This window comes from Verrucosispora sioxanthis (assembly GCF_010560025.1).
Taxonomy (GTDB): Bacteria; Actinomycetota; Actinomycetes; order Mycobacteriales; family Micromonosporaceae; genus Micromonospora; species Micromonospora palythoicola.
Map to the genome: position 1 here is coordinate 547,826 of NZ_SAIY01000003.1, position 22,506 is coordinate 570,331.

Below are 22,506 nucleotides of genomic sequence, written 5' to 3' on the forward strand. Positions count from 1 at the left end.
CGATGCCCCAGCCTGACAAGGTGGCCGTCGCACCCGCCCGGTCCGCGCCATCTCCACGGTCCAGGCGCACCGGTCAGGTACCCGTCGCGTTGCTGCTGCCCGCCGCCATCGGCCTGCTCTTCCTGTTACTTCCGCTGGCAGGCCTGCTGATCCGTACGCCGTGGAGCACCCTCCCCCAGCGTTTGACCGAGCCGGGAGTACTCACCGCACTACGGCTGTCCGTGCAGGCCGCCACCCTGGCCACGCTGCTCTGCCTCGTCCTCGGGGTGCCCCTGGCCTGGCTGCTCGCCCGCGTCGACTTCCCGGGCCGCCGCCTCGTGCGGGCCCTGGTCACCGTGCCGCTGGTGCTTCCGCCGGTGGTCGGTGGCGTGGCTCTGCTGCTCGTCTTCGGGCGGCGGGGCATCCTCGGCGGCTGGCTGGACAGCACCTTCGGGGTGACCCTGCCGTTCACCACCGCCGGTGTCGTGCTCGCCGAGGCTTTCGTCGCGATGCCGTTCCTGGTGATCGCCGTCGAGGGCGCGCTACGCGGCGCGGACGTCCGGTACGAGGAGGCTGCGGCGACCCTCGGCGCGGGCCGGTGGACCACCTTCACCCATGTCACGCTCCCGTTGGTCGCCCCGGGCATCGCCGCCGGAGCGGTGCTGTGCTGGGCCCGGGCGCTCGGCGAGTTCGGCGCCACCATCACCTTCGCCGGCAACTTCCCCGGCCGTACGCAGACCATGCCGCTCGCGGTGTACCTCGCCCTCGAAACCGACCTGGAGGCGGCGATCGTGCTCAGTCTCGTCCTGCTCACCGTCTCGGTGGTGATCCTGGCCAGCCTCCGCGACCGCTGGCTCGGCAGCTCGTGACCGCCGATCCGAACTCCCCCGATGTCGAGCCGATCCCGCCGGGCGCGCCATCACCCGGCCGTGCGGTGCTCGACGCCCACCTCGTCGTGGACCGTGGCACCTTCCGACTCGACCTGCCGCTGACCATCCGCCCCGGCGAGGTCGTCGCTCTGCTCGGGCCGAACGGCGCCGGCAAGACGACCGCGCTGCGGGCCCTCGCCGGTCTGCTTCCGCTCACCGACGGGCACCTCAGCCTCGCCGGTCGCCACCTCGATCATCCCGGCCGGCGGATCTGGACCCCGACCGAGCAGCGACCGATCGGCGTCGTCTTTCAGGACTACCTGCTCTTTCCGCACCTGACCGCACTGGACAACGTCGCGTTCGGGCCACGTCGACAGGGCCTCGACCGGCAGCGGGCCCGGCAGCGGGCAGCGGACTGGCTGGTCCGGGTCGGGCTCGCCGACCACGCCCGGCGCAAGCCTCGACAGCTCTCCGGCGGACAGGCCCAACGGGTGGCCCTGGCTCGCGCCCTCGCCGTGGACCCGGCGCTGCTCCTGCTCGACGAGCCGCTGGCCGCCCTCGACGCCCGCACCCGCCTCGACACCCGCGCCCGGCTGCAACACCACCTCGCCGGCCACGCCGGTGCCACGCTGCTGGTCACCCACGACCCGATCGACGCCGTCGTCCTCGCCGACCGGCTGGTCATCATCGAACACGGGCAGGTGGTGCAGGAGGGCGACGTCGCGACAGTCACCGCCCAGCCGCGCACCGACTACGTGGCCCGTCTGGTCGGTCTCAACCTCTACCGAGGGCACGCGGACGGGCACCTCGTCCTGATCACCGACGGGTTCACGCTCGTCACCAACGACCGGCAGCACGGAGACGTCTTCGTCGCTTTCGCACCGTCGGCCGTGGCGCTGCATCCGCACCGCCCCGAGGGCAGCCCCCGCAACACCTGGCCGGCCACCGTCGCCGGCGTGCAACGCCACGGCGACAACCTGCGGGTGCAGCTCGACGGCCGGGTCACCGTGGCCGCCGACATCACCCCGGCCGCCGCCGCCCACCTTCGACTGACGCCCGGGCAGACGCTCTGGGTAGCCGTCAAGGCGGCCGAGACCCGGGTCTATCCGGCCGCTGCGGCGGCCACCAATGCCGGGGTCGGATGAGACCTAACGGCCGCGTCCGTCGCGGGACACCGGCCACACCGTTGATCACCGTCGCCGTGGCGGTGCGTCACGGGAAGTCGTCCGGGCTGGTGTTGGGTAGCGTCGCCAGCAGTTGACCGGCGAGGCCACGTACCGTGGGGTCGGGCTGACCGGCCAGCCGGACGAGCAACGGCCGGGTGCGGGTGTCCTCGCCGTAGTGTCGGGCCAGCGCGAGCAGCGCGGTGCGGCGGATCTCCCAGTCCTCGTCGTCGACCAGCCGCATCAGCAGTTCCCGCACCCCCGTCCGGTCGGCCAGGTTGGCCGCGAGCTGCGCCGCGGCGCAGCGGCGCACCTCCAGCGCCGGATCGTCGCGCACCAGCCCCACCAGCAGCAACCGGACCTCCGGGTCGTTGCCGAAGTGCTCGCCGAGCGCGGCCGCGATCCGGGCCCGGATCGCCGGATCCCGGTCGGCCAGCCGGCGCATCAGCCGCAACGTCACCGCCATGGCGGTCTCGCCGCGCGCGATCAGGCAGCACACCGCCGCGTCGAAGGCCGCAGGGTCGGTGTCGGACTCGATGCACTCCAGCAGCACGTCGGTCACCACGCCCGGATCGCCGTACGCGCTGAGGGTCTCCACGGCGGCGAGTCGGATGCCGGCGTAGCTGTCCCGCCGAGCCCGCCGCGACAGCGTCTCCACCAGTCCGTCGGTGCCGCCGTGCCGGGCCAGCGCCTGCGCGGCGGCGCGCAGCACGTTCGGATCGGGATCCCGCCGGACCTGCTCGGCGAGGCATTCCACCACCGCCGGGTCGAGCGGATCACCGAGGCGAGCCAGGCTGCGGGTGACGCGGAGTCGGACGATCGGATCGCGTTCCTCGGCGGCACGGCCGATCAGCAGGTCCCGCGTGGCGGGCCCGAGCAGCGGTCGGCCGGTGAGCAGGTCGACGGCGGCGAGGCGAACACCGGCGGTGGGATCCTGACGGGCCCGTTCCAGCAGCAGCTCGCCGGTGCGGTGATCCGGGTACGCCTCGGCCAGTGCCCGGACCGCGGCCAGCCGCACCGTCGCGTCGTCGTCGGTGCGCGCCGCCCGCGCGGCCACCTCCCACCCGCTGTCGGCCACCCGGTACCGGTCGGCCAACGCCACCACCGCAGCCGCCCGCACCGAGGCGTCCTCGTCCTGCTCGATCCGGTCCACCAGTCGGTCCCGGCACCGCCCGTCCGGGTCGTTGACCAGCACCAGCCGCTGTACGGCGACCGCACGGACCCGCGCGGAGGCATCCGAGCCGGCCAGTTTGAGCAGCAGCTCGGTGCCCTCCGTGCCGCCCCGCCCCGGCAGCAGCTCGCACACCAGGCAGCGCCGCACCCCCTCGTGCGGATCACCGGTGATCCGGGACAGGGCCCGCCCGCGGGCCGTCTCGCTCTGCTCGGCGACGCTGAGCAGGCAGCGCAACGCGGACTGCACCACGCCGGGATCGCTGTCGGTGGCCAGCAGCCGGTGCAGCGTCTCGGTGACGTCGGGCAGGTGAAGGCAGCGTGCGGCGAGCACCGCCACGGCGGCCCGTCGCACGCCGGTGTCCCGGTCCTCGGTCGCCCGCGTCAGTAGCAGCCGCCGAACGTCGTCGGTCAGCTCGGCCCGTCCGCCGAGGGACTGCACGGCGATAGCCCGGACCGCCGCGTCGGGAGAGGCGGCGAGGTCGCGCAGCACCACGAGCAGATCGCCGCCCGCGCCGAAGTTGGCGACCAGGGCGCGTACGGCCGCCTGGCGCACCGCGGTCGAGCCTTTCGCCTGGGTTTGTGCGAGCAGCAGCTCCTGGCAGTGCCGGCGGCTGCGGGTGGTGCTGTCCAGCCTCCCGGCAGCCTCGGCCAGCCCGGCGACCAGCGCGATGCGCGCCTGCCGCTGGCGGGCCTGCCCGAGTTCCCGGACCAGCACCTCCTCCAGTTGCTCGTCGGCCGTGGACAGCACCGCCGCCGACCGGGTCGCGAAGGTCGATCCGGAGAGCCAGCTGGTACGCACCCCGCGGCGGCGGTACCAGTGCAGGAAGACGGCCCGGCCGGGCCACTGTGGTCCGAGCGCCCGGATCGACGGGAGCAGCTCCTGCTCGGTCACCTCGACGACGTTCGGGTCGTCGGCGGAGATGCCGTGCTCGACAAGGAGGACGACCTGGCGTAGCACCGCCTCGCCGGCACCGGCCAGCCCGGCCGGCTGCGGTGCCTCCGCCACGCACTGCGCGGCCAGCACCAGGTTCCACGGTGGACCGGCCAGATTCAGCGGCGGCCACGGCCGGTTGACCTGGGTGGCCAGCAGGGTCACCAGATCGTTGGCGACCTCGGCGGGCAGCGCCCCGGCGACCAGCCGCAGCACCTCCCGCCAGGACGGATCTGCCCAGTTCTCGCGGAACAGCGCACGCAACTGGTCGATCCCCCAGGTGTCCGGGTCGTGATCGAACCTGTCCACGATCTCCTCGGCGCAGAAGTATTCCAGAAACGTGCGATGCACGAACCCGAACAGGCGCAGTCCGTACCGTTCCAGGATGAAGCTGCGCTGGCGCAATTTGTCGATCATCGAGTACGCCATGGCGTGCGCGCGTTCGTTCTCGAAACCGTAGAACTCCACCAGGTGGTCGCGGAAGATCCGCGACAGTTCGTCCGCCTCGATGTAATTTCCGGCCGGTCCCGACTCCCGGCACTGCATCCAGAAGGCGAGGTGGCGCAGCAGCCGCAGCTTCGCCTGCGGATCCAGCGGCGGCACGTCGCCGTGGCTTTCCCGCAGTTGCTTGGTCACGTCCCATTCGGAGATGAGCACGTCCGTGACGTGCGCGTAGAGCCGGCGACGGTTGCGGGGCAGGGGACGGTCCCGGCCGACGATCGCCATCAGCATCAGCAGCAGCGGATTGCCGGCGATCTCGTGCATCGCCCGGGACCGCCGCACCACGTCGAGGATCTGCCGTCGCTGGCGGTCCGCCTCGACCGACGGGGTCGGCATCACGTACCGGTACCAGTTGCCGAGGAACCGCGCGATCCGCTCGTCGTCGAGATCCTCCAGGGTGAAGTGGTCGAACCCGGCGTTGGCGAAGGTGTGCCGCAGGTATCCGGCCGCCCGCGAGGTGACCACCGTACGCACCCCGGGGTACTCGTTGGCGAAGGTGGCGATCTGCGCGGCCATCTCCTCCCGTTGCGCCGGATCGAACACCTCGTCGAGCCCGTCGAAGAGGAACAGCGCCTGACCACCCTGCCGCAGGTACGCCTCCAGCACGTCGCGGTCGATGCCGGCCAACCCCTGCTGGTGCCGGTGTCCGACGTAGTCCAACAGGCCGTCGCACCGGCCGTCACCACGATGCGCCGCGTACGACCGCAGCTCGACCAGGACGGGAAGGTAGCGGTCGAGCGCCGCCAGCCGGGGTTCCTCGCAGACCCCGGCCAGCGCGAGGGCGAGGTAACGCGCCGCCGCCGACTTGCCGGAGCCGGGATCGCCGAGCAGCACGATGGCCCGCCGGGCCGGATCGCAGACCACGTCGAACAGCGGCGACGCCTCCTTGGCCGCGTACTCCTCCCAGAGCCGCTCCACGTCCCTGGGATCCACCACACCGGGCAACGCGCCGGGGTCACCGTCCGGGCCGGCGCCCGCCCAGCGCCACCAGGCCAGCGGCATCTCCGGCCGGGCGTCCTCGTGCACCCGTGGTTCGACGAACACGTTCGACAGGCCGACGGTTAGGTAGCCGATCGTGGGTCGGGGTGACACGGCGTCCAGCGGCACCGCCTGGTACCGCAGCCGAAGCTGTTTGTGGTACTGGCTGCGGACCGCCTCCGGCAGGTGGGTGTCGGGGTCGCCGGGCTCACGCGCCGGTGACCGGCCGCTGCGCATGTCGGCAAGCGCCACGGTGACCTTCGCCGACAGGTCGTCCACGCTGGAGAAGAAGGCGCACAGGTGGCGTTCCTTCAATTCGTTGCGCAACGCCACGATCTGCTGCCGATTGCGATCGATCATGTCAGGCGGCCACGGCATGTCCTCGGCGAGCAGAAAGATCAGACACGGTTTGCCGGCCGCTAGTGCCTCGCGGTATTCGAGTTCGGTGATCGAGGACTCCTGGCCCGGTGGGCGGTATCCGTAGCGCCAGGCGAAGAGTCCGACGTAGAGATCACATCGGCGGACGTCGGTCAGACAGCGTTCCAGAGGCGGGCGCACGTCGGCCCCGTACGCCTCCATTGCGACGTCTTCGATCTCCAGACGACGCGCCACCGCGTGCACGGCCGCGCGGTATTCCAACAGGTCCTTCTGGGTGGCCGAAATGTAGACCTTCATCGACGGCAAACTCCAGGGGTGGCTGGCGACCGCATTCTTCAAAATATCAGTCGTCGTCACATCCATCGGACCCGTGAGGCCCGCCGCCCGGGCACATATCGGCTTTCCCGCCACGGATGGGCCTATGATGGCCGCGGGACGGATTCGGTCCGGTCACCGGCCGCTGGCCCATGCCCGCCGGTGTCCCCCGTGGTGCCGATGCGGAGGAACCATGCTCACGGTGGGCGAGGTGCACACCAGCCTGCTACAGCACAGCACGGCGCTGGCGCAGGACCAGAGCGCCGAGGTGCTCAGCCTGGTGGAGGGCGAGGCCGTGCTGACCTCCCGGCGACCGTCGCTGTACGCGGTGTCGCCCGACGTGCGTACCGGTGTGGACTGCTGGCTGCCGAGCGCGAAGAACCGCCAACTGCGCGGGGTGGGCGCGGTGGTCACCCGGGCGGTCATCACCGGCGGTCGGATCGTGCAGGCCTCCTCCATCATCCAGGTGGTGGCCGGCGAGCGCCGCCGACCGTGGTCGCACTACCTGGCCAACTCGGGTGTGCTGGAGACGGTCGGCAAGCTGGACGCGGACGATCTGACGAACGGTTTCCTGCACGGCAACGCCGCCGACGTGCTGAACCTGGACGCGATCACCGGCCGGGTGCTGGACAGTGTGCAGATGTCCGACCTGTTGGACCGGCGTCCGCCGCTGCGCGCGGCACGCACCCGGCTGCGGTGGACCGCGCAGGTGCACCAGCAGCCGGGTGCCGACGCCACGGCCGATGTCGCGGTCGACTCGCCGACGCTGCGCACCGTGCGACTCACGGTGAGCCCCCAGGACGTGCCGGCGGCGGTCGCCGGCCTCTGCGAGGATCTCGCCCTGCACGACTGGCTGCTCACCATGCTGTCCGCCCTGGTGGAGGCCGCGGTGACCCGGGCCGGCTCGACGCAGGAGCACATCGAACGGCTACGGCCGGTGCTGGAGCACCTGCTGCACCTGTGGCTGCCCGGTGCCCGGGTCGACCCACGGCTGCGGCCGATCTGGGACCGCCTGGAGCAGGTACCGGGGTTCAGCCGGCAGTGGCAGTCCTCGGTCAACTGGATCCGCGATCAGATCACCGTCGGCAACATGGCCATCCTGCGAGACCTGGCCGGCCGGGCGGCGGTCAGCCAGCCGTGCGGGTCCGCCACGGTCGCCGAACCGTTCTCGACCGCCAACCGTGGCCCGGCGGACCGCAGGATCGGGCGCGGTGCACAGGCGCCGCGCGGCTGATCACTCCCCGATGAACACGTAGCTCAGCCGGTCGACCAGTTCGTCGGGCAGTTCCAGACCCTCGCTGCCGGCCCGCTTGGCGACCTGCCGGGCGACCGCGGGTGGCACCGCCACCTGCCCGAGGATGGTCCGTACGGCCAACTCGACCGGCAGGTACCGGGTGTCCATCAGGGTCACCGTGCGGTACCCGCAGAAGGGTGTGGCGTCCGGGTTCAGCTGCACGATCGCGGGTAGGCGGTCCCAGTCGGTCGGCAGCGGCTCGTCGGGCGGGAGCTGGTACGGCTGGGTGATCGTCTGCCCCCGGTGCCGCAGCACGCCCAGCCGGGTCATCTGCCAGACCGAGGCGAGCAGCGCGCAGGCCCACACCCGGCGGTCCGGCTCGTCGGACCACAATTCGATGTCGACGAAGATGGAGTGCGGCGCGTCGCCGGACTGCAACGGCGGGGACCACGGCAGCGGCAGCGTCATCGCGGGCGCGTCGGCGTGCCCCGGCGACCGCTTGCCGTTGGACAGCCAGCCCGACTCGCTCAGTGGTGGGCGGCTGCCCGTGGTGTGCCGTGGCGGCTCCACGACGAGCGTGTCCACCACCAGCCGGGCCAGTTCGACGTCGTCGTACCGGGCGAAGCTGGATTCGCGGGCCACGTAGTCGAGCACCAGCCCGTGCTCCGCCGCGGCCTGCTGCACCTGCGGGATCACCTCGCGCGGTGTGGCGAACCGGTGGAAGTAGTCGTCGACCAGGAAACAAGTGCTGATCCGGGGTTGCCGGTGGGGGCGCAGCCCTCGGCGGCCCAGCGCCGGGATCGCCTGCGCCCAGTCCGCGATCCGGGCGAACTTGCGCCGTAGGTCCCGGCATCCGTCGCCGAAGTCCTCGGCGTACACGTGCCCCAACTCGACCGACAGGTGTGAGTACGGCACGCTCTCCGTCCGACGCACCGCGGCTGCCTCCTGAAACCTGACATCCACGCTCATCACACGGTCTCCCATGCGGTCTCGTCGAAGAGCTTCTCGGTCAGCTCCACGAAGGCGTCCACGGTCCTGGCATTGGCGATCTTGGTCTGCACGTCGTTGTCCGAGATCAGCTGCTCGCGCCACTGCAGCAGCGGGTCCAACGGCACCGCGCCGAGCAGCGTGGTGCGGCCGGTGCCCTTCCTGCGGGCCAGTTCGCCCAGTTCCGCGTCGCACCGGCGCAGGAACGCCTGCTGCGCCAGGTCGAGGTGTCCCACCTCCGGCCCGCGCGAGTCGATCACCGCGGTGCGCACGAACCGCAGTGACTCCCGTAGCCGGTCCGGCTCATGGCCGTACTCCTTACCCATGGCCAGGATCCCGCCGGCCTCGAACGCGAGATCCGCCGCCGCCATCACGTGCTGCGGCGTCCAGCGGTGGAAGACCAGCCACCGCACGGTCACCTTGCGCAGGGTCCGGTTGGCGGTGGCCGCCAGCGCGATCTGACTGGCGTACGAGCGACCGGCGCTCAGATCCACAAGGGTCAGGTCGAACTCCTCCTCCAGCCGGAGGAAGAGTTCGGCGCAGCGCCGGCCGATGTCGGCGGTGAAGCCGAACTCACTGCCGTTACGCTGCCCGGGCAGCAGCACCAGCGAGCCCGATCCGGTCGGTCGTTGGCGCAGGCTGACCCGCTCCGAGGTGCCCCACACGTCCAACTGCTCCGGGGACGGGATCTCGCCGCGCAGGTACCGGTGCAGACCACCGCCGTTCGGGCCGGCACCCTCGATGCCGTTGGTGGCCTGGGGGATCTGGAACGTGATGCCGGCCGTCGGCGAGCCGAAGTCGTAGTCCAGGTAACAGGTGGAACGGCCGGAGAGCGCGCTGCGGTAGGCGATGTTCGCCGCGGTCACCGAGCGTCCGGTGCCACCCTTGTGCGACGTGACGAAGACCAGCATTCAGATCCCCTCGCTGGCCTTCTGTTGGCCGGTGGTGATGTCGTTGAGCTGGAGCAGCAGGGTGCTGGCCAGCGCGGCGGACGTGCCCGGCTGGTCGTCCACGAGCGACTGCGCGCGGCGCAGGGTCGCCCGGATGCTGCGCATCACGCGCTGCATGGCCTCACCGGCGAACGTGCCGCTCATCAGCTCACGGTCGAACACGTACTCGGCCTCGTCGATGAGATCCTGGGCGTACGTGGCGAGGCTGCCGGCTCGGGGGAACGGCCGCTCCCAGAGCAGCTGACCGGCGTTGACCAGAGCCTGCACGACCCGCTCGGTCAGGTACCAGGAGGGTGCCTCGGGCAACGGAGCCAACTCGGGGAACGCGCCTCCGGCGTGATCCCACAGCCCCCGGTGTCGACCCTCGGGGATGCGCCGCAGCAGAAGGTGCTCCCAGACCTCGTCCGCGAGTTCGAGCAGCTCGCTGCGGCGCCGGGCACTGTTGAGCAGGCCGGCGACGGTGGTGGCCCGCTGCAGCAGCACCGTGGAGAACTCGTTGACGTTCCATGTCATGATCGGCTTCGAGGTGGCGTCGTTGAGGGTCACCTGCTTGCCTGGGGCGTGCACGACCAACGCGGGCTCGTTCGGCGAGGCGCGCCGGGTGATCCGGCCCCGCTGCGCCAGTTCCACGAGCACGTTCCCGATCCGCCCGAACTCCTCGTCACCGCCCCGGCCGCTGGCCACCAGTCCCTTCACCGCCAGCGACGTGGCCTGCAGGGTGTAGTAGTCGGTCCGGTCACCGTCGGTGGTACGCCAGGGAATGTCCTCGATCGGCCACCGGCGCCGGTTGCCGAAGGTCGCCACCGTCGCCCAGTAGCGGCGGGTCAACTCCCAGCGCAGCTGGAGAATCCGGAACAGCCGCTGCTGCTCCTCGTTGAGCAGGCCGAGCAGGCGGGTACGTTCGGAGTTGAGATCGTCGATGGCGTCCACCGCGATGACGGTGAAGTAGAGATAGGGGGCGTTCTCCGCCGAGCCCTCGCGCTGCACGCCGATCGGCTCGGTCGTCTCCACCTCGTCGGCGCCGGCGATCGTTCCCCACGACCAGCCGCACTCGAAGAGCATCTCGCTGTTGTCCAGGTCCTCGGTCACCTGGCCGGACCCGACCACGACGTTGCGCAGGCTCGCCATGGTGTCCCGCAACTGCGCCCGCAGCGCGGCCACGACCTCGCGGCGCGGCAACTCGTCCTGGTTGACCATGTCGCAGAGCCGGACGCCGAACTCGTCGGTCGCGGCGAAGACCGAGGTGCTGAAGCTACGGAGTAGACCGACCATGGCCGCGGTGAGCCGGAGGCTGGCCATCTCCTCCAGCTTGTCCAACTGGGCACGCAGGTCGGCCCGCTGGGTGGAGGGCCGGTAGATCTTGACGAAACCGATGGTCGCCAGGGTGAGCGTGACGGACACCGCGAACGAGTCGACCACGTCCATGGAGCGCTGCTCGTCGGTGAGGTCCGGACCGCCCTGGACCGGGTTCAGGTAGCTGCCGCCACCGAAGGTCGGCGCACCACTGTCGTCGGTGTAACGGACGAAGTACTCGGTCATGATCTTAACCAGGCGGCGGGGAATCTCTATCGCGCCGCCGATCGCGCCGAGGGCCTCGATGACCTCCTCGTCGATCCGGTCCGGATCGTCGAGTGACAGCACCGGGATCTTGGTCGCCGGCAGCAGCATGGTCAGCAGCTGTTCGGCGTCGCTGATGGAATTGGATCCGCTCCGACCGCCCCAATCCCATTCGCCGTTGCGGAGACAGCTGCGCACCGTGGCCCGCCAGATGTCGAGAATCTCCTGGCGCGGCTGCATCCGCATGGTCCACCACCGTCTGCTGTAGTCGTCGAAACGGAGCTGCTGATTCTGCCTGGCCCACGATGATCCACGATGACGTGCACCCATCATCGTATCCCTGCCGCAGCGTCACCTGAATGGCCGCGCGTACCGATCTCCCGGAGCAGTCAGTCGACACAGGAGCGCAGGTGGGCCCGGGTTCGAGAATCCGGAGCGGGCAATGGGGCGAGGTCAGCCGCGGCTGCGTCCGGTCACCAGCAGCATGCCCAGATATCCGTCCCGCAGCGCGGGCCTGGGACGCACCTCGTGCATGTCCACGTCGTACGCACCGGCCGCGATGCTCGCCACCACTTCCGCGCGGTGCAGCTGCACGGCCGGGAACCAGTGCTGCCCGACGCGGTAGCCGTTCGAGCCCAGCATGAACGCGGCGGCGAACGGCGACCCGGGACGCAGGGCGGCCAGGAACCGGCCGATCGCGTGTTCCGCCTCGGCCCGGTCGGCGGAGATCGAGCAGGCCACGAAGAACATGGTGCCCGCGCCCCAGGCCCGTCTGGGCAGGTCGAAGACGCTCAGCTGCGACACCCGCCCCACCCGGGCCAGATGGCCACGGGGGTCGGGCAGCGCCGCGTACGCCGAGTGCTCCGCACACACCTGCCAGTACGCGTCCCAGCACTCGTCATAGCCGTTGATCTGGTTACGCAACCAGCGCACATTCGCCGTGGAATATTCGCAGAGTTCGACGCTGCGCGCGAATGGCAGAAGCGACAGTGCCGGGTAGAGGTTCGCGCCCGATCCGACGTCGACGCAGTGTGTGCCGGCAATCTTCGCGCCGCCGAAGAAGTCTCTTATCCGACAGAGGATTTCGCGATCATCGTCGCGCAGGACGGAGTAGTTGTGCTGGACGTAGGCACCCGGGTCGAAGCCGTCCCACTCGACCTCGGAATTGACCGTTCCCGGGGGCTCGACTCGTGGTGGTGAGGTCGACGGCCCACTACAACCTGCACCAACCGCCGGAATCAATGCCATGGAGGCGCCTCCATTGAAGTCGGCAGATCACTTGGTCCCTGCCCCGACGCGCGCAGCCCGTTGCCCATTATGCATCGGACGCGATACCGATTCGCAAGTGTCGAGGTGACGTGAATCGATCACCGAGTCAGGACCGTGACAACGATTGATCGCTACCGACCACAACGGATCCGGCGGTCAGCCCGGACCACGATCAGATGCCGGACGCGACCGCCCGACGTCGCGGCGGTCAGCCGCCGGCACCCTCGGCCGAACCGTCCGGACCGAGCGCACCCTCCACCTCACCGACATCGAGGTGGACGTGCTGGTGGCCCTGTCCGGCGTCGATGTTGACCTGGTCGAGCTGGGTCGCGGCAACCGACCACGTGGTGACGGCGAGGGTCGCCTGCCGGGCGGCCAGTTGCATCCGTTCCGCCCGCCCCGTGGTCGGACCGGCCAGCGCGAGAGCGACCGAGTCGACCGCTACGGCCGCCTGGTCGACGGCGCTGCGTAGCCCACCACGGGCGACGTTCGTGGCAGTCATGCCCGACGGTGGGTCGGCGAACTGGGCGATCAGCCGCTGCATGGTCTGCTGCCACTTGTCGACCTGGGCCCGCTCGGGCGTGCGCCCCGCCTCGGCGTCCTGCCGGACGGCGCGGATGATCGGCGCGAGTTCCTCGCCCGTCCGGTGAGCCAGCTCGGTGAGCTCGACGATCTGCTGCGCGTCCCGCTCGGCGTCGGCCTGGCGCATCTTCGCCACGCTCGCCTCCGTCGGGTCCGGCCTGCCGACAGCGTGCCCGACCAGCCCGCCGGCCGGGGCTGCCACCAGGACCGCCGCCGCGGCGGCCGCGACGATCCACGTCCTCGTCCGTTGCCGCTTCTCAGGCGGGGCGACCAGGTAGGACGGCCTTCCGGTTCGACGGGACATGACACCCCTCGCATCGACGGCTGTTTGCCTGGGAGCGTAGCCCTCACCCCGAGCGACGTCGATAGTTTCAGTACCGTCGACCGAACTTTCGCCGGGTCAGCCGAAAGCTGTGCGGGGCTAGGCCGGGGCACCCAGCCGAGCGAGCGCGGCACGGGCGCGGGCCTGTTCCTCGGGCCGGTCGATCTCCGTGGCCAGGGCCAGCGCCTCGGCGTGCCGCGCGACCGCCTCGTCCCGTGCGCCGTGCCCGGTCAGCGCCCGCCCCAGCCCGTTGAGCACGCACGCCTCGCCGTACCGTTCCCCGATGTCGCGGAAGAGGGCGAGGGCCGGTTCGTAACACGCCACGGCCTCCGCGAACCTGCCGAGCGCGACGTAGGCGTCACCGAGGTTGTTCAGCGCGGTCGCCTCGCCGCCGAGATGCCGCAGCTCACGGAAGATCGCCAGGGCACGGGTGTTCTGGTCGACCGCGGCACCGGGGCGGTCCAGCCGTTCGTGGACGGCAGCCAGGTTGGTCAGGGTGTTGGCCTCGCCGACCCGGTCGCCGATCTGGACGAAACGGTCCAGCGCCAACTCGTGGTATCCGGCGGCGCGCTCCCAGTATCCGGCCGCGCTGTGCACCACACCGAGGTTGCCCAGCACCCGGGCTTCGCCACGACCGTCACCGGCCGCGCGGAACAGCGGCAGCGCGCGTTCCAGTTGCCCGATACCCTCCGGATAGCGGCCCAACTGCCAGCACGCCACACCCAGATTGGTCAGCGCGGTGGCCTCGGCGACGGTGTCCCCCAGCAGTCGCGCCGCGTGCTCGGCCTCGGTGTGCACGGTGATCGCGTCCGCCGGGTACCCGCCGTTGTCGAGGTAGACGTACAGGGTGCCGGCGAGCCACACGGCGTGCTGCGGCCAGCCGTTGCGGGCCGCGTGCACGCACACCGCCACCAGCGTCGCGCGTTCCGCGTCCAGCCAGCGGAGGGCGGTCCTGGGCCTGTCGAGCATCGGCACGGCCGGGGGTGGTTGGGGCAGTGCCGGTCGGCGGTGCCGCTCGGCCGGGTAGAGCGCCTCCATCGCCGCCGACGCGCTGTAGAGGTAGTGATCGAGCAGGCGGGTCAGGGCGGCCCGGCGATCCGCCGGCCGGTCCTCCTCCCGGCCGCGTTCGGCCGCGTAGGCGCGGACCAGGTCGTGTAACGCGTAGCGCCCGACGACGGGCTGCTGGACCAGGTGCTCGGCGGCGAGATGACGCAGGTCGGCCGCGGCGGTGGCCGGGTCGACGTCCAGCAGGGCGGCGGCACCGTGCTCGTCCAGATCCGCGCCGGGATGCGCGGCCATCCGCCGCAGCAGCGTCTGCCGCCGCTCCGGCAGATGCTGGTACGACAGGTGCAGCGCCACCTCCACCCCGCTGTCGAGCCGGCGGTGGCGGTGCCGCTCGTCCAGCCGGTCGGCGTGGTCGGTGACGGTCCACCCGGGTCGCGCGGCCATCTGTCCGACGACCACGCTCAGTGCCAACGGCAGGTACCCGCAGCGCAGTGCGACCCGCTGGTGCGCCGACGGATCGCTGCCCACCGCCACGTCGGGGTGCGACCGGACGAGCAGCCGCTCCGCCTCCTGCGGTGTGAACAGGTCGAGGTCGAGCTGTACCGCCTCGGCCAGGTCGGCGAGCCGACGCCGCGAGGTGACCAGGGTGAGCGTGCGGGCCGACCGGGGCAGCAGCGGCCGCACCTGCTCGGTACCGGCCGCGTTGTCGAGCACGACGAGCGCACGTCGGCCCGCGAGCCGCTCGCTGAACGCGGCCGCACGCTCCGCCAGGCCGTACGGGATCTCGTGGCCGGACATGCCCAGCAGGCGCAGGAAGCCGTCGAGCACCGCGCCGGGCTCGGCCGGTGGCTGCTCCGGGTCGGGGTGGTAGCCCCGCAGGTCGACGACAAGCGTCGTGTCGAAGTGACCCTCGTCGACGAGCATCCGGCCGGCGTGCACCGCGAGGTGGGTCTTGCCGACCCCGGCCATCCCGGCGAGCACGCAGACCTCCGCGCCTCGCCCGGTCCCGCCGGTGGCGGTCGGGCCCGCCGCCGCGGTCAGCACGGCCAACTCCCGCAGCCGGGTCAGCTCCGCCTGCCGGCCCGTGAAGGCCCCCGCATCGTCGGGCAGCCGGTCGAGCACCCGCACCTGGGCGGCCGCGGTCGTCTCGGCGAGACTGACCCGCAGTGCCTGCCGCCAGTGCGCGAGGTAGCCCGTCTCGTCGTGCAACGCCCGCACGACGGCGAGCACCAGGTCGGCGTTGATCCGCCGCCGCCCGGTCTTGAAGCAGTCCACCACGGTGCCCCGGCGGGCCATCTCGTCGGCCGGACGACCGTCGGCCCGCCACCGCTCGTTGACCCGCCGGGTGATCGTCTCGTACGAGGGATCACCGGCCCAGAGCTTGAGTGCGCGCAGCTGACCGATCAGCTCGTCGAGGCTGTGGGCCGAGCCCGGGTCTGGTGGCCCGTCGGACACGGCAGCCTTCATGACACCCACGAGTTGCGACGATAACAATCGATGTCGCGATATCCCGTACGGATTCGTTTGGACTTCGCCGGCCGGCGAGCGGGTCGTGTTGGGATCGGCCGGGGTGAGGGCCGCCACGGGGTACGGGGGCGTGGCGGCCAGCAATCGTCCGGCCACCACCGTCGGTGTCGGGCCGACCTGCCGGAACGTCAGGCGAAACGGCCCGGGTCACCGGCGCCCACCCGGACGATCTCGGGTTCGCCGTCGGAGAAGTCCACCACCGTGGTCGGTTCGGTGCCGCAGTCGCCGGCGTCGATGACCGCGTCGACGGCGTGGTCGAGCCGCTCCTTGATCTCCCAGCCGTGGGTCATTGGCTCCTCGTCGCCGGGCAGCAGCAGGGTGCTCGACAGCAGCGGCTCGCCGAGCGCGTCGAGCAGTGCGCGGGTGACCGGATGCGCGGGGATGCGCACCCCGACCGTCTTCTTGCGGGGGTGCCACAGCCGCCGGGGCACCTCCTTCGTGGCGGGCAGGATGAAGGTGTAGCGGCCGGGGGTGGCCGCCTTGACCGCCCGGAACACCGCGTTGTCCAGCTGCACGAACTGCCCGAGCTGGGCGAAGTCCCGGCACACGAGCGTGAAGTGGTGTCCGCTGTCGAGGTGACGGATCTCCCGGATCCGGTCCATGCCGTCCTTGTTGCCCAGCCGGCAGCCCAGGGCGAAGCAGGAGTCCGTGGGGTACGCGATCAAACCGTCACCCCGGATGATCTCGACCACCTGGCCGATGGTGCGCGGTTGCGGGTTGTCCGGGTGCACGTCGAAGTACCTCGCCATGGGCCGAAGCTTAGGCCGCCCGCGTCCGCTGTCGCGTTGCCGACAGTGGCACAACCGGACAGACGTCGACGTCCATCGTTGTCACTATGGTCGTACGCGTACCCGGCGGCGGCTACGGGGATCACCTCCGGCCCCACCCGACGCCGACCCCGGTCCGGGTCACCGTGCTCGCGTTCGCACTGCTGTCGCTGCTGTTCGCTCTCGCGACGGCGCACCGGTCGCTCGCCACGACCGGCTCCCTCGGCGCGGTCGCCTTCTTCGCCGTGATGGCCACCGCGTGCGGGCTGGTCGCGATCAGCCTGGCGGCCCGCCGCCGCTGGGCGCCCTACCCCGCGTACGCCCTGGCGGGTCTGCTGGCCGCCGCCTCGCTGGGCCTCCTCGGCGCGATCACGATCGTCGGCCTGGGCCTGCTGGCCTGGGTGGTCCTGGCCCTCAACACCCGATCCGCGCGGGACTGGTTCGGCCGGCCCGGTCGGCTGCGCTGACCGTCCGGTCCGGCTGTCCCGCCGCGACCGCCGTGGCCGGTCCAACGGTCCTAAACGGATTGACAGGCGTGCCGGGCCTCGACAGGCTGGGCGAGCAGGACGTAGTCAGCCGGAGTGGCACACGGGGAGAGGCCATGAGGCGTCCACGCGTCAAACCTGAGCACGCGCCCTACCGGATCGCCGACGGCCGGATCCGGATCGGCGGACCGACGTACGGCATCGCCGCCGAGGTGGCGGATCCCAGCGGTGCCGTCTGGTGCCTGCTGGAGAACATGGACGGCAGCCGCAGCGCGGCGGAGATCGTGCGTCGGGTGCGGACGGCACATCCCGACCATCCGGTGACCGACATCCGCGCCGCCCTGCGACTCTTCATCGACTCCGGCTACGTCGAGGAGGCTGACGCACCCGATCCACCCGAGCTCAGTGAGCGCGATCGGCAACGGTTCGACCGCAGTCGGGCGTACTTCCGCTGGATGGACCTCGTCCCCCGGGACAGCACCTGGGAGCCGCAGGTCGCCCTGAGCCGCGCGGCCGTCACCGTGATCGGGCTCGGTGGCACCGGCGGGACCGCGGCCATGGCGCTGGCCGCGAGTGGGGTCGGGCGGATCCGCTGCGTCGACCCGGACGTGGTCGAACTGTCGAACCTGAACCGCCAACTGCTCTACGCCGAGCAGGACTTCGGTCGGGCCAAGGTCGACGTGGCGGTGGAACGGCTTCGGCAGCTGAACTCGACGGTCGATGTCACCGGGCTCCGGCAGCGCGTCACCGGCACCGAGCAGGTGGCGGCCCTCGCCGCGAAATGCGACGTCCTGCTGCTCGCCGCCGACCAGCCACCGGCGCTGCGGCGCTGGACCAACCGCGCCTGCCTGGCCACCGGCACCCCCTGGGTGGACGCCGGCTACCACGGCCCGCTGGTGCAGGTCGGGCGGTACGTGCCGGGCACCGGACCGTGCTGGGAGTGCGTCCGGTGGGCCGACGCCGAGCAGCGCCGCGCGATAGGCGTCCGAGCCGCCGACACGGTACGGCGCAACGCGGCGGTCGCGAACGCGGTCGCCGCACCAACGGCGGGAATCTCGGGTCACCTGGCGGCACACCACGCCATGGCGTTGATCACCGGCGTACCGGCGTTGCCGGCCGGGCGGGTCGACGCGGTCAATCTTCTGGCCCCCGACGCGACCTTCGTCCGCGACGACCCACGCCGACCGGACTGCGCCGCCTGCGGGACGCCGGCATGACCGGCCCCGGGGTGAGCGGACGCGTCACGCCCGGGGCAGGCACGTCCACGCCGCAGGCGTCCGACACGATGCCGATCGCCGACCGCAGTCGGGTCCGGCTGCACCGGCTCCACCTGCGTCCGGAGGGCGGTTCGTGGGTGGTCGGCCGGATCGACACCGGGTCGTTCGTCCGACTACCGCCGATCGGGCACCGGGCCATCACGCTGCTGCCGCACACCACTGTCGGCGGCGTGCGAACCACGCTGCGGGAGGAGAGCGGCGACGACGTGGACGTCGCCGAATTCGTCGCCGACCTGGCCGACCTCGGTTTCGTCGCGGAGATCGACGGTCGACCGCTGCCGACGGCGGCGGCGCCCAGGCCGATGCTGCCCTGGCTGCGTCCACGGCACGTCCGCTGGCTGCTGCATCCGGTGGTCCCGCTGATCGCCGTCGCCGTGGTACTCGCCGCCGCGGTGGCGATCGGCGGCGACCCCGTGCTGGCACCACGCCACCAGGACCTGCTCTGGAGTGCCAGCGGCGGGCTGATCCTGCTCGGCAATTTCGGGATCGTCTGGACGCTGATCGGTCTGCACGAGCTGGCACACCTGGTCACCGCCCGCGCGGCCGGGGCACCCGGTCGAATCAGCCTCGGTACCCGTTTGCAGTTCCTGGTCGCGCAGACCGATGTCAGCGGCGTGTGGGCGGCACCCCGCCGCGACCGCCTGGCCGTCTACCTCGCCGGTATCGCGACGAATCTGGTGATCTACGCCGGAACGGTGCTGCTGCGGGCCACCGGTGTCGCGGGCCCGGCCGACGGTCTGCTCGCGGCGGTGGGCCTGCTCTCGCTCGGTCTCGTTCCGGTGCAGTTCCTGGTGTTCATGCGCACCGACATCTACTTCGTGCTGCAGGACGTGACCGGCTGCGCCAACCTGTACGCCGACGGTTCGGCCTACGTGCGACACCTGGCGCGGTGGCCGGCGCGCCGGTTCTGGCCGGCAGCCGGCCCGGGCGAGGACCCGAGCCGGCGACTCACGGCCCGGGAGCGCCTGGCCGTGCGGGCGTACGCCGTCGTGCTGGTCGCCGGGACGGTCGCCTGCCTGGCGGTGGCGGCTCTGGTCACCCTTCCGGTGACGGTCACCGTACTGACCTCGGCCGTCGGCACCATGCTGGCCGGCGGCTCGGCCGGCGACCTGTTCGACGCGGGCGCGGTAGCCGCCATCAGCGTCGTCTTTGTCGTCCTGTGGACCCGCGCCTGGTGGCATCGACACGGGCACCGGGTCCGACGGGGGATCAGCCGCCCACGGCGGCGAACCGGAAGGAGGTGAACCGCATGAAGAAGACGGACGGCCGCAAGGCCGACAAGCCGCAGGCCGGCAAGCTCGACAAGATCGAAATCCGCAAGCTCGACAAGATCGAGACGACCGCGCTGAGCAGCAACCCGTCCGGCTGATGCCGACGGACCGCCGGCTCGACGCGATCCCGGTCGCGCCGAGCCGGCGGCACCCGGCAGAGGTGACGGTGTCGAGACAGAGAGGTGGGGCCGTGCGGGATCTGCTCGATCAGGCGACCGGGAGGCGGCTGGCGCGGGAGGCGTACCTGACGGACTTCTGGGAGCGGTTCTGGGCCGTCGACGGCGCGCACATCTGGAAGCTGGAACGACGGCAGCACTTCCGGGAGCCGGGCTACGGGGTGTGGGAGGCGTTCGCCCGGGGCGACTGGTCGGAGTCGATGCGGCTGCTCCAGGCTGACCGGCAGCAGATAGCCGCCGAGCACCGACGGATGGCCCGGCACGCGATCAGGCTGCACTGGGTCCGGGTGGTGGAGCCGCCGCTGAGCGAGTACGTGCGCTGGAACCTGCACGTGCTGCGGATCAGGGCGGAATGCGGCACCGACGCCCGGATCGTCGGGCCACCACAGGTCGCGCCGCTGGAAGGCGGCGAGCCGCTACCGGAACTCGTCACGGTGGCCGACGAGACGCTCTACGAGGTGCGGTACGACGCCGACGGCGTACTCGTCGGCGCGGACCGCTACACCGACGCGGGCCTGGTCCGGGCGTGCCGGCAGGTGCTCACCGACCTGCATCGGGCGGGCGAGCCGCTGGCCGACTACTTCCCCCGCGAGCTGGGCTGACCGACGAGTCGGCGGCCGACGCCTTGACGCCGGAGTTTAAGTCAGCAATAGTTGAGTCTATGGAGGTTGAGCTTTCTTCGTTGGTTGCCCGGGCGCGTACCCATGCCGCGCTCGGCGAGCCGGCACGCCTGGCGATCGTGGACGCGCTCGCCCTCGGTGACGCCTCGCCCGGCGAGATCGCCAACCGGCTCGACATGCCGACCAACCTGATCGCCCATCACGTCAAGGTCCTCACCCAGGCCAGCTTGGTGGTGAAGGTCCGCTCCGAGGGCGACCGGCGGCGCACCTACCTCCAGCTGCGTCCCGAGACCCTCGCCGCCCTCGCCACCCCGCGACTGACCGGGTTCGACCGGGTGGTCTTCGTCTGCACCCACAACTCGGCCCGCTCGCAGCTGGCCGCCGCGCTGTGGCGGCACCGCACCCGCGGCGCCGCCGCCTCGGCCGGCACGCAACCGGCGGCCCGGGTCCACCCCCGCGCGGTCGCCGTGGCCCACCGCCACCAACTCGACCTCGATCCCACCGGCACCGCCCACGTCGCCGACGTCGTACGAGACGACGACCTCGTCATCGCCGTCTGCGACAACGCCCACGAGGGACTGACCGACCAGCTACGCCCCCGGTTGCACTGGTCGGTTCCCGACCCGGTCCGGGTGGACACCGACGAGGCGTTCGAGTCCGCCTACGCCGACCTCGCCGACCGGGTCGCCCGGCTCGCGCCCGCCGTCCTACCCGGAGACCCACGATGACCAGCCTCGCCCGCAGCTCCCGCCCCGACCTCTCGGTCGATCAGCACTTGGCCCTGCGCACGGCCGCAACCCGCCTCGCCGCGGAGTTCCACGGCACGTACGGCCCGGAGACGATCGAGCGTTTCCTGCACAGCAGCTACGACCAGTTCGCCGTCGACGGTCGGATCCCCCACTACCTGCCCCTACTCGCCGAACGCTTCGCCCGCCAGCGGCTACAGGCACTGGCCCGCGTCGAGGGCCACCACCGGGACGGCCGGCCCGTCGTCCTGTTTCTGTGCACCCACAATGCGGGTCGCTCGCAGATGGCGCTCGGGTTCCTCATCCACCTGGCCGGCGATCGGGCCGTGGCCTGGTCCGGTGGCAGCGAGCCGGGCACCGAGATCAATCCCGCCGCGGTGGCGGCCATGACCGAACGCGGTATCGACATCTCCGACGAGTTTCCCAAGCCCTGGACCGACGAGGTGGTCCGCGCCGCCGATGTGGTGGTCACCATGGGCTGCGGCGACGCCTGCCCGGTCTTCCCCGGGACTCGCTACGAGAACTGGGACCTCGCCGACCCTGCCGGCCTCGACGTCGACGACGTCCGGCCGATCCGCGACGAGATCGAGCGGCGGGTACGGCGTCTCCTCGACGAGTTGAACGTCCCCACCCGATAACCATCGAGGAGAAGCACAACAAGATGACCATCGCACTCTGGCGGCGGCTGCTGGCCGAGTTCGCCGGCACCGCCCTGCTGGTCACCGCCGTGGTCGGCTCCGGCATCATGGCCACCGACCTGTCCCCGGACGACGTCGGGCTGCAACTGCTGCAGAACTCGATCGCCACGGCCTTCGCCCTCGGCGTACTGATCCTGATGTTCGGGCCGGTCTCCGGCGCGCACTTCAATCCGGTCGTCTCCGCCGCCGACTGGCTGCTCGGCCGCCGATCGGGCACCGGCCTCTCCCCCCGGGAACTCGCTGGCTACGTCGCCGCGCAGGTGACCGGGGCCGTCGCAGGGTCGGTGCTGGCCAACCTGATGTTCGCCCTGAGCGCGGTCACTTTCTCCGGCCGGCAACGCGGCGGCGGCAACCTGTGGCTCGGCGAGGTCGTCGCCACCGCCGGCCTGGTCCTGCTGATCTTCGCGCTGGCCCGGTCCGGCCGCGCCGTCGTGGCGCCGGCCGCCGTGGGCGCCTACATCGGGGCGGCCTACTGGTTTACCTCGTCCACCTCGTTCGCCAACCCGGCGGTCACGGTCGGCCGCGCGTTCACCGACACCTTCGCCGGCATCGCTCCCGGTTCCGTGCCGGGCTTCGTGGTGGCACAGGTCGTCGGTCTCGCCGTCGGTGTCGGCCTGCTGGCGGCCCTCTACCCCGACGCCGGTGCCGCCGCCGACCAGGTGGTCGTGCCGGCCGACGACCAGGCGACCGTGAGTCGACGCTCATGACCTGCCCGCACGACCGACCGCCAACCAGGAATCCCGTAC

General features: G+C 71.5%; 18 protein-coding genes. 10 read left to right on the forward strand and 8 right to left on the reverse strand.

Going from position 1 to position 22,506, the window contains the following annotated elements; translation table 11 throughout:
* The first annotated feature begins 2 nt into the window (after nucleotides 1–2).
* The gene (locus tag ENC19_RS11750) at nucleotides 3–848 is read left to right on the forward strand and encodes an ABC transporter permease (RefSeq protein WP_164447201.1); all 846 of its coding nucleotides are present in this window, start codon (nucleotides 3–5) and stop codon (nucleotides 846–848) included.
* A gap of 65 nt (nucleotides 849–913) precedes the next feature.
* Nucleotides 914–1,993, forward strand: coding sequence for an ABC transporter ATP-binding protein (locus tag ENC19_RS11755; protein ID WP_281604523.1), 1,080 nt, complete (start codon nucleotides 914–916; stop codon nucleotides 1,991–1,993).
* A 67-nt stretch (nucleotides 1,994–2,060) separates the two neighbouring features.
* Here the strand turns inward: ENC19_RS11755 and ENC19_RS11760 are convergent, their stop codons facing one another.
* Entirely contained in the window at nucleotides 2,061–6,269 is a 4,209-nt protein-coding gene (locus ENC19_RS11760) for a HEAT repeat domain-containing protein (RefSeq protein ID WP_164447202.1), read from the reverse strand.
* 211 nt (nucleotides 6,270–6,480) lie between these two features.
* Between ENC19_RS11760 and ENC19_RS11765 the strand changes: the two genes are divergently transcribed.
* Nucleotides 6,481–7,521 (forward strand): SCO2521 family protein, encoded by a 1,041-nt coding sequence (locus tag ENC19_RS11765; RefSeq protein ID WP_164447203.1) that lies wholly within the window; start codon nucleotides 6,481–6,483, stop codon nucleotides 7,519–7,521.
* Here ENC19_RS11765 and ENC19_RS11770 read toward each other — a convergent pair whose 3' ends face one another.
* The 7 genes from ENC19_RS11770 to ENC19_RS11800 form a co-directional block, all read right to left on the reverse strand.
* Nucleotides 7,522–8,490, reverse strand: coding sequence for an SCO2522 family protein (locus ENC19_RS11770; protein ID WP_166458400.1), 969 nt, complete (start codon nucleotides 8,488–8,490; stop codon nucleotides 7,522–7,524).
* Nucleotides 8,490–9,419, reverse strand: coding sequence for an SCO2523 family variant P-loop protein (locus ENC19_RS11775; RefSeq protein WP_164447204.1), 930 nt, complete (start codon nucleotides 9,417–9,419; stop codon nucleotides 8,490–8,492). The genes ENC19_RS11770 and ENC19_RS11775 overlap by 1 nt, the downstream gene beginning before the upstream one ends.
* Nucleotides 9,420–11,261, reverse strand: coding sequence for an SCO2524 family protein (locus tag ENC19_RS11780; RefSeq protein ID WP_164447205.1), 1,842 nt, complete (start codon nucleotides 11,259–11,261; stop codon nucleotides 9,420–9,422).
* Nucleotides 11,262–11,468: 207 nt separating this feature from the next.
* Nucleotides 11,469–12,263 (reverse strand): SCO2525 family SAM-dependent methyltransferase, encoded by a 795-nt coding sequence (locus ENC19_RS11785; protein ID WP_164447206.1) that lies wholly within the window; start codon nucleotides 12,261–12,263, stop codon nucleotides 11,469–11,471.
* A 229-nt stretch (nucleotides 12,264–12,492) separates the two neighbouring features.
* Nucleotides 12,493–13,170, reverse strand: coding sequence for a hypothetical protein (locus ENC19_RS11790; protein ID WP_164447207.1), 678 nt, complete (start codon nucleotides 13,168–13,170; stop codon nucleotides 12,493–12,495).
* Between the two features lie 117 nt (nucleotides 13,171–13,287).
* Nucleotides 13,288–15,660 carry an ATP-binding protein gene (locus tag ENC19_RS11795; RefSeq protein ID WP_235944749.1) on the reverse strand — a complete coding sequence of 791 codons (2,373 nt, stop codon included), beginning with the start codon at nucleotides 15,658–15,660 and terminating at the stop codon, nucleotides 13,288–13,290.
* Nucleotides 15,661–15,848: 188 nt separating this feature from the next.
* Nucleotides 15,849–16,469: an L-threonylcarbamoyladenylate synthase gene (locus ENC19_RS11800; RefSeq protein WP_164447209.1), complete on the reverse strand. Its 621-nt coding sequence runs from the start codon at nucleotides 16,467–16,469 to the stop codon at nucleotides 15,849–15,851.
* An 86-nt stretch (nucleotides 16,470–16,555) separates the two neighbouring features.
* Here ENC19_RS11800 and ENC19_RS11805 point away from each other — a divergent pair, with 86 nt between their 5' ends.
* The 7 genes from ENC19_RS11805 to ENC19_RS11835 all read left to right on the forward strand — a co-directional run bounded on the left by ENC19_RS11805 (nucleotide 16,556) and on the right by ENC19_RS11835 (nucleotide 22,467).
* Nucleotides 16,556–16,954 (forward strand): hypothetical protein, encoded by a 399-nt coding sequence (locus ENC19_RS11805; protein WP_164447210.1) that lies wholly within the window; start codon nucleotides 16,556–16,558, stop codon nucleotides 16,952–16,954.
* Nucleotides 16,955–17,088: 134 nt separating this feature from the next.
* Nucleotides 17,089–18,189: a HesA/MoeB/ThiF family protein gene (locus ENC19_RS11810; RefSeq protein WP_164447211.1), complete on the forward strand. Its 1,101-nt coding sequence runs from the start codon at nucleotides 17,089–17,091 to the stop codon at nucleotides 18,187–18,189.
* Nucleotides 18,190–18,200: 11 nt separating this feature from the next.
* The gene (locus ENC19_RS11815) at nucleotides 18,201–19,493 is read left to right on the forward strand and encodes a zinc metalloprotease (protein WP_208020867.1); all 1,293 of its coding nucleotides are present in this window, start codon (nucleotides 18,201–18,203) and stop codon (nucleotides 19,491–19,493) included.
* Between the two features lie 217 nt (nucleotides 19,494–19,710).
* Entirely contained in the window at nucleotides 19,711–20,298 is a 588-nt protein-coding gene (locus ENC19_RS11820; protein WP_164447213.1) for a DUF6879 family protein, read from the forward strand.
* 59 nt (nucleotides 20,299–20,357) lie between these two features.
* Nucleotides 20,358–21,044: an arsenate reductase/protein-tyrosine-phosphatase family protein gene (locus tag ENC19_RS11825; protein WP_164447214.1), complete on the forward strand. Its 687-nt coding sequence runs from the start codon at nucleotides 20,358–20,360 to the stop codon at nucleotides 21,042–21,044.
* Nucleotides 21,041–21,700: an arsenate reductase ArsC gene (locus ENC19_RS30185; protein ID WP_164447215.1), complete on the forward strand. Its 660-nt coding sequence runs from the start codon at nucleotides 21,041–21,043 to the stop codon at nucleotides 21,698–21,700. Before ENC19_RS11825 ends, ENC19_RS30185 begins: the two co-directional genes overlap by 4 nt.
* A gap of 23 nt (nucleotides 21,701–21,723) precedes the next feature.
* Nucleotides 21,724–22,467: an aquaporin gene (locus ENC19_RS11835; RefSeq protein WP_164447216.1), complete on the forward strand. Its 744-nt coding sequence runs from the start codon at nucleotides 21,724–21,726 to the stop codon at nucleotides 22,465–22,467.
* Nucleotides 22,468–22,506 lie beyond the last annotated feature (39 nt).